The sequence below is a fragment of the Winogradskyella endarachnes genome (genome assembly GCF_009741275.1).
GTDB lineage: Bacteria > Bacteroidota > Bacteroidia > Flavobacteriales > Flavobacteriaceae > Winogradskyella > Winogradskyella endarachnes.
The window spans coordinates 816,825-826,412 of sequence record NZ_WOWS01000002.1; the positions used below are offsets into that span (position 1 = coordinate 816,825).

Genomic DNA, 9,588 nt, shown 5'->3' on the forward strand with positions numbered 1-9,588 from the left:
GCAATGTTTTATTTTTTCAATGATTTAAATTTCGAGAGGTGTAGTACATCGTCTTAATTGGTATTTTTTTCTTAAATAAGGTGTGGTATCATCAATAATTACAGCAGAATAAAAGACCCAAACTTTTGTGGTACCTATAAATGGTTCTGGTTCAGAGACACTTAAACTATCATTAAATTGGCTCAATAACCATTGTTGCTGATTGGTGTTATCTACAGTTGTAAGCCATATTTCACCAGCTTGATTAAATGAAGTTTCAAAGAAGTTACCACCATCGTTATTAATTTGAAATGTAGAGTACAATTGATTATTAAAAGTAAATGGCTCGTGAGATTGATTTAGAGCAGGAGTTTCTAGATTTTCAGATAAAGGAGTTACTGATTCGTGTTGCACAAACATGGTATTGAAGGCAGTTCGCTTATAAATGTATGCTGTGCTAGTGGCATCTATACCACTTATAAAATATTGATTGCCATTAGCAGTGTTGAGAAAAGAATTACCATCAACTTTATTGCTATAATCATCTGTAATTTGTGATGCTGATATTGTTGGAGTATTTGCATTAAATTGTTTTGCTTGTGCTGTACCAATATCGTCTTTAGAGCCATAGGAAAGGTAAGAACTCCCTTTAATCCATCTAGGTACAATAACATCCATGGCTATAATTTGAGGATAAACACTTGCTTGTTCTTCTATTAGGTAATCATTAGTAGGATTGTCTATGTCTAATAGTCGTAATTGAAAAGTTGTGTTTTGAGGATATGTAGAAGAGAAACCGTTGGTTACATCATTTAAAATATAACTGAGGTAACGCTTATCTTCATTAGGCAATTGCGATGGGTAAAATACTCTACGTTTATTGTTTATTGGTGTGTTAATATTTGTAACTGTTGCAGTAGTTGGGCTTGTTGGTCTTACAAATTTTAGTTGACCATAATGTGTAGCGCCAACGTAATAGACACCATATTGATCTATTCCCCAATCAGCTGGTCTAGCATAAATATTTGATGAAAACGGATTAAAGCCTTTTCCATCTGTAGGAATTAGATCGCCAGTTTCTGGGTTTATACCACATTGCCATACTTTGCCGGTAACACCATTTAAAGTGTCAATTTCAATCCAGATCATATAATTATTAATTGGGGAAATTTCTGGATTAACGTAATTAACAGAGGTATCTCCAATTCTTATATCTTCAGTATTAAAATTGGAGTTTGTATTAGTGTTATTGTTTGATGTAGAACAAGACACCACAAAAAAGCAAATTAAAACCCATAAGGTTAAAAGTCTCATAATATAATTCTTTTACGTTTAAGACTGAGATTTTTTGTAAAAGTTTAATTACCAGTCGTTTTCTGTGTAAAATTTCTTCCAAACTTTTTCTGTTCCAATTTTTATCTGTTGTATTTCATCTTCAGAAAGTCGTTGTTTCCAAGATTTAATATTTTCTTTAGAATTTCTTTTTAATTCAGATTTTTTATTGCTCTTAGTGGTTTCATTTATATAATTAATAACATTAGAATCAACGGTTAAATTTAATTTAGCAAACATCTTATTAAACTCAACCATTGGGTTTGTGGAAAGATCTTCATGCTTAACAAAATACCAATCTTCTTTATATTTCTTTTGGTAAAGAAATATTGTTTGATGTATAATATTCCAAAGTAAAATTCCTTGATCTATAATATCTTTTTGGTTATTAGAATAAATTAGTATGGCGTCTTTATATTGTTTTAAATATGAGTTTAGTAATAAGGGTTGATTTAAAAAGTTGTTAAAATCAAACTCCCAGTTTTTAACTTTGAGGCTCGCTATAAAAGCTGCAGGATGCCTAATAAGTACAACAACATCAATATTATAATTATTGTAAATCCATTCTACCGACATAATGGCGATTGGATCTTTAATAATTGTTCTGTATGTAAGACGTTTTATTAAATCTCCTAAAAAATAATATACGCCTTTAATAGAGCTGACATCTAATAATCTATAAATAGTGTATACATGGAGAATATGTAAAAAAGAATTAAGGTATTTTTTAGCACCTTTTTTTTGCAGTGATGTAGACGTGTTAGAAATGTGTTGAAACCAATATTTAAGAGGTGTGTATTTTCTTGTCATTGCAATATTAAATGGCTCTTGAACGTACCTAACCTTAGGTGCTTGTTCTATTACTTTTCCTGTCCAAGTTGAACCAGATCTATGAGATCCGGTAACCAAAATATTTTTTTTCATAAAATTTTCTTGATTGAAGTCTTTTAGTAATTTAACAAATAACTATTTAATTAGTCAATAATATAAAACACTTAATACATTTAAATAAGTTGAGTTGACTAATATCTTTTATTAATTCCAGTTGTGAAAACAGCTTTTATAAACAGGCAACTTAATGGCAATTTACGTTAATATTTACGAAGAAATAAATAGTAATACACCTAATTATACTAAATTTTAAAAAGGGTTTTAGACGTTGTTGTTAGTTTGTTAATTTCTTTTTTTTTCAAGGCTTTTATAGGGTTATATCTGTAACAAAATCTTTAAGAGTAATAAAATTATGGTTTTTTCTATTCCATTATTCTCTAAAAATTAAATATTCATATTTTTTAAAATTTACCTATATAATGAACGTGGGTTCATTATCTTTGTAAAAAATAAAGAATGCCACGACCAAAGAAAAAGCGAAAAATTAATCATCCACCAAAAATGCATGGTTTTAAACCGTTCGGTATTAGATTTTGTGATACAGAACAAGTTGTGATGCAATACGAAGAATACGAAACGGTAAAATTGGTTATTTATGATAAGCTTTCGCAAGATGAAGCAGCGGAAAAAATAGAGGTGTCTAGACCAACACTAACCAGAATATACAATAGTGCTTTAAAGAAAATTGGACAAGCTTTTGTAGAAGGAAAATCTATTGTTATTAAAGGTGGTGATTTTGAGTTTGATAAGGATTATTACAAATGTAACAGATGTTTTAAGTTATTAGAAAGCATTGATAGGCCTGCTAAATGTGATGAGTGCCCTGAGGAAGATAAATTAGAAAATTTAAATGAATAGCATATGCCAAACTTTAACCAAAAAGGGCCAGAAAATTTAGATCCCAAAACAGGCATGAAACTAGGACGCTGCAAAAAAAATCTATATCTGATGTATTTGCATATCCGGAAAATAGACTGTTTAAAAAAGGTAGACGAAGAAAATCTAATACTGGTAAAATCTTAAAATTAAATAGTTTAGAATGAAAAGAATTGCAATACCCATAACAAGAGATAATAAGATAGAACACCACTTTGGTCATAGCAAGTTTTATGAAATTTACACATTTTCTAATGCTAATGAAATAATAGATTTAAAACTAGTAGAGTCTAACAAAGGTTGTAGTTGCCAATCTAATATTATTAATGAACTAGTTGATGAAGGTGTAAAAATGATGTTATCTGGTAACATCGGAGAAGGAGCTGTAAACAAATTAAATGATGCAGGTATAAGCGTAATACGTGGTTGCACAGGTAAATCTTCAGATGTTATTTTAAAGTATGTAGAAGGCGAGATTACAGACAATGGCATTAATTGTACTCGTTCTCATACACGCCAAAAACATAAACATATGTCTAAGCATTAACAATTTACTTCAATTTATTAACCGGTTTTACTTAGATATTTTGTTTAAGACTTCGTCCAAGTAATAATAAAAAATATAGACTATGATAACTGATGAGTTTCAATTAAGACCACGTTATGGAGAGGTAGATCAAATGAGATATGTTTATCATGGCAATTATCTAAGTTATTGTCATCAAGCCAGAAATGAGTTATTAAGAAAATTAGGGTTAGATGAGATTAGGTTAGAACATAATCATATTATTTTACCAGTAATTTCTTTCAATATAAAGTATAAAAAACCAGCACATTTTGATGAACTTATTACCATAAAAACTATCATAAAAGAAATGCCTAAGACACGTTTTAATTTTGAATTTGAAATTAAAAACGAACAAAATACACTGTTAAGTAAAGCTAAATCTACAGTTTTGTTTGTAGATAGCGAATCTCGGGTACCAAAACGTATTCCAGAATTTATAAAAGAAATTTTGAATCTCAATTTTGAAGCATTAACTCATGAAACTAACAGTACTTACTGAAAATTGTGCAGGTTCAGAGTTTTTAGCTGAGCATGGATTATCTTATTTAATTGAACACGAAGGCGAAAATTTTTTATTCGACGTAGGGCATACAGATGTTTTTATAAAAAATGCTAAAACCCTTGGTATTGATATTAAAAATGAGGTAGATAAGATTGTACTTAGTCATGGTCATTGGGATCATGGTGATGGGTTGCAGTATATTGAGAACAAAACTTTAATTACACACCCTGAAGCTTTTATAAAACGATTTAGAAACAGCGATTTTTCAAGCCTTGGGTTACAATTAAGTAAAACTGAGATTGAACAAAAGTTTAATTTAATATGCTCCACCGAACCGTATTATATTACAGACCGAATTATTTTTTTAGGTCAAATTCCTAGACTTAATGATTTTGAATCTATAACCACTAATTTTTCAGATGAATTAAGACAACCAGATTTTGTAAACGATGATTCCGCTGTTGTTATTATTCAAAATAATGAGATAATTATAATAACAGGATGCTCACATTCTGGTATTTGTAATATAATTGATTATGCCTCTAAATTAACAGGAATTAATACGGTAAAATCTGTGATAGGAGGTTTTCATCTAAAGCACAATGATTTACAAACCCAAAAAACAATAGAATTTCTTAAAGAAAAAAATATAAATGATATTCACCCATCTCATTGTACCCAGTTTCCTGCAATGGTTGCTTTTTCTGAACATTTTAAAATCGAACAATTAAAAACAGGTATGGTATTAAATTTATAAAAAGAACTATTTTTATAAAATAAATAGTCATTTTATTAAGACTGATAAATTTTATAATCAGTAAAATACCTCAGAAGAGAATTTTGTTCCTCTGAACATTTTAAATTAAAACACTTATGACAAATAATATATTAATAGAAGATCAATATAAAAGAACAAGTTTATTTGAAAAAGAAAACGTGAATTACCTGGTACATGTTTTAAAAAGATTTAATACTGTACCAAAAATGAACAATATTAATATTATTACATCTAATAGTGATCCAAATATATTTAAAATTATACCGAATAAATCTATTATTATAGGTTCATCTTATTTAAAAAAACCTGTTTTAGCTTTGGTTTATCTTAGATATGGTATTGAATGGCAATTATGGTATAAAGCTATAGATAATAATAAAGAAGATGTAGCATTATGCGATATCGCAGCATTTAAAGTAACCAGAATATTCTATAAGTTACTGCCAAAAGAAGATAAGGAGAAATTAGAATCTTTAGACTATTTTTTAACTAACATTATTAGAAAAAATAAAGATATAGGCGCAGAAGAATTGTTGCAATTTAAAGAACTACAAGAATTTCATGATATTGATTATATAGACAAAGTATTTAAAGATTCTTGGAAACCTATTGTAGATAATTTAGCAAAACCAACCGAATATTTATTAATGGATGGTGGTGATTTAAGATTAAATATAGACGAAATTGCTTTGCTTAATAAATATGGGTGTAGACCGTTTCCTAGGCCTGATGCGTTTACATTTGCATCTTCAACGGCAACAAGTGTTTCTAATTTTGCATTTGATAAAACAGACAAGGTAAGACGAATTGTAATTAAGAACAGTTTAAAAAACGGTTTTAAAAGTTCTACAAATGAGTTTTCAGAATCATTAAAAGATAGACTTAAAAAGATTTTTAAATTAAATACAGAGAGTCAAATTATATTTTCGCCTTCTGGTACAGATTCTTCACTTCAAATCGCTGGTATAACTCAAATTATTACAGATAAGGATATAGCACATGTTTTGGTGGCAGCAGACGAAACTGGTAGTGGTGTGCCAGCCGCATTAAAAGGCTGTCATTTTGAAAATACAACTGCGCTAAATTTCCCAATTAAAAAGGGTGATAAAATTGAAGGATTTAGAGATGTTGAATTAAATAAAGTAACGCTGAGAGATGATAAAGGAGACCTTAAATCTTCTACAGCAATAGATAAAGAAGTATTTACAGCAATTTCTAAAGCTAACGACGCAGGCAAGCATGTTGTCTTGCATGTCATGGATCAATCTAAATTAGGCTATCAGTCACCTAGTGAAAAAATGATTAAAGATTTAGATAGTTTAACAAATCTGTCTATACAAGTCATTGTAGATTCTGCACAAGTAAGGTTAGACCCAAAAGACATTCAAAACTATTTAAAAAAGGGGTTTATTGTTTCAATAACAGGAAGTAAATACTTTACAGGACCTCCTTATTCTGGTGCGTTAATTTTGCCACAAAGTGTAAGTAAATCTATTCAAGCCATTAAAAATACATTGCCAAAAGGATTAACTAAATATTATAACCATTCAGATTGGCCAACATCTTGGCATTGTTCTAAAGATTTGTGCGATGGATATAATTATGGGTCGTACATGCGTTGGAATGCAGCCATAGTAGAAATGGAAAGGTATTTTATGACACCAGTATTATATAGAAACATGGGTATTGAAATGTTCTGTGATTTTGTAGAGGAATCTATTAAAGAAGCCACCTTTTTAGAACGACTTTATGGCAATGAAACAAATACCAATAGTTATACAGGTAAGGAGTTTGGGATTAGAAACATGCGTACTATTTTTCCTTTTTTCATTCTAAAGGATAATAAAGTGTTGTCGGTAGATAAAGTGAAAAAGCTTTATCTATTGTTAAATTCTGATTTGTCAAATCATTACCAAGATTCTCCTTTAGAGATTGTAAGACTTGCAGCGCAAAAATGTCATATTGGGCAAGCTGTAAATGTTAAATATAATAATGATATTCAAAGTGCAATATTAAGAATTAGCTTAGGTGCAAGAATTATTTCAGAAAGTTGGGTAAACAGAGATATTAGTATCTTTTTTAGAAATATTGAAGCACAAATGAGTCAGGTTACTGTGATTATAAAAAAGATTGAATTGATTCTTAGTAACCCAGATTTATTAGAATAGTGGATTAAATATTTGTTTTTGTTACGTTATTAAATTCTAAAAAAATAACGTATATAGTTATTATTTTTCTAGGTAATCTTTAACCCATTGTTTTAATGCTTCACCATGAAGATTTTTTGCAACAACAATGCCTTTATCATTGAGAATAAAGTTAGCAGGTATAGTTTGTACGCGGATTTTATTTAAAAATGAGGTGTTATCACCTTGTAATTCGGATACATTTAACCAGCGAATGGCACCATCTTTATCGGTTGCTGCTTGCCAAGATTTTTCACTACTCTCTAAGGCATAAGCGACTATTTGTAAGCCTTGGTTATGGTATGCTTCCCATAGCGGAACTAGAATTTCTCGGTTTTCTATGCGGCACGGTGCACACCAAGAGGCCCAAAGGTCTACAATGGTAATTTTTTTACCTAACTGATTTTTTAATGAAATTGTATCTTTAGTAATCGTTGGTAATTTTACATCAGGAAATTCATCGCCTATAAGAACCGGTAATTTAGAAGGTTTACTTTGTTCACAGAGTTGTTTAACCCAAATATGATCTGGTTGTATTTTATTCCATTTTTGACATTGACTTACTAAAAATTCTGGAATACGCTCATAATCATTTTGTGGACTTGCCCATCTAAGCGCAATTAATGCTGACATTAGGTGTTCTGTATCATTGGCAAAATTCATTAATGCTGTTTGATATTGTAAAACAGCATGTTCTTTATCTAATAATTGATTTCCGTTTTCTAAATGCCATTTTTTTTCATAGAGATAAGTTTCATAAGCTTTTAAGTTAATATCTCTAAGTTTGAGTAGCGCTTTATTTGTCTCCGAAGGATTTTCTATAATAAAATTTTTCTGAAAATTTTTTGTAGTGGTTTTAACCTTTATAGTTTCTCCTTGTTGCCATAAAACAGGCATGTAGTTAGATAAAATAGGGTTATAAGTATTTAAATAATTAGGACTTTTATTAGATTGTTTTAAGGCCAGTTCTAACAATAAAGGTTCAGTTGTTTTAGGTGTGTTTTCAAACTTAAAATATCCATTAGCATCTGTGAGGGCAGAGTCTATTACCTTACCAAAATAAGAAGCAGCTATCTCTTTTAAATTATTTGGTTTTATAAGGTATATTGTAACACCTTCTTTAGTAGTTCCTTCTAATTTACCAGATATATAAGAAGACGTATTACAAGATACAAGAAATAAGGTTAGTATACTTAATAGAAAACTTTTTTGTTTTGAAAATAATTTATACCAAATCATGTTAACGTTATAATATAAAGTAAAATAGTAATGGTTTGTTTATATGTATTTCCTACTGAATTAGGTTGATTCTTTTTGGTTGCAATATCTGTATTTAAAAGATTGTTTTAGTTATTTTAAAGGCAAAACTTAGTATAAACTAGTTCTTCTATTCTTAAAATTGTTAGTTCAGGGCTGTATTCAACGTTTTAACGAGTACTATGTGTTTAATGTAGAGTCAAAATTGCGCTTCAATCCCTATAAACGCTGATGTGTTTAGTTGCATGTAGAGCGTTCTTAGACTCGACTAAATATAGAACAAAATTTGATGAGGTGCAATAAATAGTAAACGATGTGTTGAAAATAGTAAAACAAAAGGTTTTGAAAACGCTATTGTGCGTTACGTAGGCAATTTGACCACATCGTTGATGTATATAGTTACGTGGTTTAAGTCACTAATTTAGCAAATAAAAACCGAATAGAAAATCCGAGAGGATTTTCGTAAGTAGGCTAGAACCAAGCAATTAATTTTATACATTTTTTGGCTTTCGTACTTTTTAATCGACGTCTTTTTTTAACTTATCAGGATTTTGTCGTGTGTCAAAAATTGTAATGATTTCTACTTCTTTTCGTTCAGCTATTATTCTAAAGAAAAATGTTGTTTGCTTTGTTACAACACATTTATAAAGATTTTTAAATTCCGATGATTTTGGACAACTATCAGGTTGATTTGATATTTGTTTGATTTTATCGCTTAGTTTTGAGATAAACTTGTCATGAGTTTTTACGTTCCACTCTTCAAGTAAATATTGAGATAGCTTTAGAAGTTTTGATTCGGCAAGTTCAGATAAGAATACTTTCATTAAGAAATTTTCTTTAGGAATGACTCGAAGGAAACTCTTTTTCCTTTATCCAATTCCTCAACACCTTGTTTTATTTCAGATTGTTCAGATATAGATAATTCGTCCCAAAAATCTACTTTTTCTTTTTTTACAAAATCAGCTACCCTTTGGATGAAATCAGTGTTTTCAGTCTCCAAAATCGTTTTGAGTAGTTCAAGTTTTGTTGTTCGAATATCCATTTCAAAATTTCTTTTAATCAAATGTACAAAAAAATATGATTTAGTTCGTTGCTGCATTCAATGTTCTAACGCAACAAACGTTGCTTTTTTTTGATTGATACTAAGCTACATTTTTTAGTTCATAATCCATAATTTCTTGAGGAGTTTTATAGCCTATAATTTTCCGAGGTCTGTTAT

10 protein-coding genes are annotated in these 9,588 nt (G+C 29.5%); 5 read left to right on the forward strand and 5 right to left on the reverse strand.

The features are described 5' to 3' along the window. Window positions 1-24 precede the first annotated feature (24 nt). Together GN138_RS08320 and GN138_RS08325 are read right to left on the reverse strand one after the other, a co-directional pair. Window positions 25-1,293 (reverse strand): hypothetical protein, encoded by a 1,269-nt coding sequence (locus tag GN138_RS08320; protein ID WP_157363329.1) that lies wholly within the window; start codon window positions 1,291-1,293, stop codon window positions 25-27. Between the two features lie 48 nt (window positions 1,294-1,341). Next, window positions 1,342-2,235, reverse strand: coding sequence for a sulfotransferase (locus GN138_RS08325; protein WP_157363330.1), 894 nt, complete (start codon window positions 2,233-2,235; stop codon window positions 1,342-1,344). Between the two features lie 423 nt (window positions 2,236-2,658). Here GN138_RS08325 and GN138_RS08330 point away from each other — a divergent pair, with 423 nt between their 5' ends. The 5 genes from GN138_RS08330 (at window position 2,659) to GN138_RS08350 (ending at window position 7,094) form a co-directional block, all read left to right on the forward strand. Then, the gene (locus GN138_RS08330; protein ID WP_157363331.1) at window positions 2,659-3,060 is read left to right on the forward strand and encodes a DUF134 domain-containing protein; all 402 of its coding nucleotides are present in this window, start codon (window positions 2,659-2,661) and stop codon (window positions 3,058-3,060) included. Between the two features lie 181 nt (window positions 3,061-3,241). Beyond that, window positions 3,242-3,625: a NifB/NifX family molybdenum-iron cluster-binding protein gene (locus GN138_RS08335; protein ID WP_157363332.1), complete on the forward strand. Its 384-nt coding sequence runs from the start codon at window positions 3,242-3,244 to the stop codon at window positions 3,623-3,625. Between the two features lie 82 nt (window positions 3,626-3,707). Continuing rightward, window positions 3,708-4,145 (forward strand): acyl-CoA thioesterase, encoded by a 438-nt coding sequence (locus tag GN138_RS08340; RefSeq protein ID WP_157363333.1) that lies wholly within the window; start codon window positions 3,708-3,710, stop codon window positions 4,143-4,145. Continuing rightward, a complete protein-coding gene (locus GN138_RS08345) occupies window positions 4,123-4,905 on the forward strand; it encodes an MBL fold metallo-hydrolase (protein ID WP_157363334.1) in 783 nt (260 codons plus the stop codon). Before GN138_RS08340 ends, GN138_RS08345 begins: the two co-directional genes overlap by 23 nt. Before the next feature lie 116 nt (window positions 4,906-5,021). Continuing rightward, entirely contained in the window at window positions 5,022-7,094 is a 2,073-nt protein-coding gene (locus GN138_RS08350) for a hypothetical protein (RefSeq protein WP_157363335.1), read from the forward strand. A gap of 60 nt (window positions 7,095-7,154) precedes the next feature. Here the strand turns inward: GN138_RS08350 and GN138_RS08355 are convergent, their stop codons facing one another. The 3 genes from GN138_RS08355 to GN138_RS08365 all read right to left on the reverse strand — a co-directional run bounded on the left by GN138_RS08355 (window position 7,155) and on the right by GN138_RS08365 (window position 9,411). Next, window positions 7,155-8,351, reverse strand: a complete 1,197-nt coding sequence (locus GN138_RS08355; protein ID WP_157363336.1) for a TlpA family protein disulfide reductase — start codon at window positions 8,349-8,351, stop codon at window positions 7,155-7,157. Window positions 8,352-8,887: 536 nt separating this feature from the next. After that, window positions 8,888-9,193 carry a type II toxin-antitoxin system RelE/ParE family toxin gene (locus GN138_RS08360; protein ID WP_157363337.1) on the reverse strand — a complete coding sequence of 102 codons (306 nt, stop codon included), beginning with the start codon at window positions 9,191-9,193 and terminating at the stop codon, window positions 8,888-8,890. After that, window positions 9,193-9,411, reverse strand: a complete 219-nt coding sequence (locus GN138_RS08365) for a hypothetical protein (RefSeq protein WP_092447541.1) — start codon at window positions 9,409-9,411, stop codon at window positions 9,193-9,195. Before GN138_RS08365 ends, GN138_RS08360 begins: the two co-directional genes overlap by 1 nt. Between the last annotated feature and the right edge of the window lie 177 nt (window positions 9,412-9,588).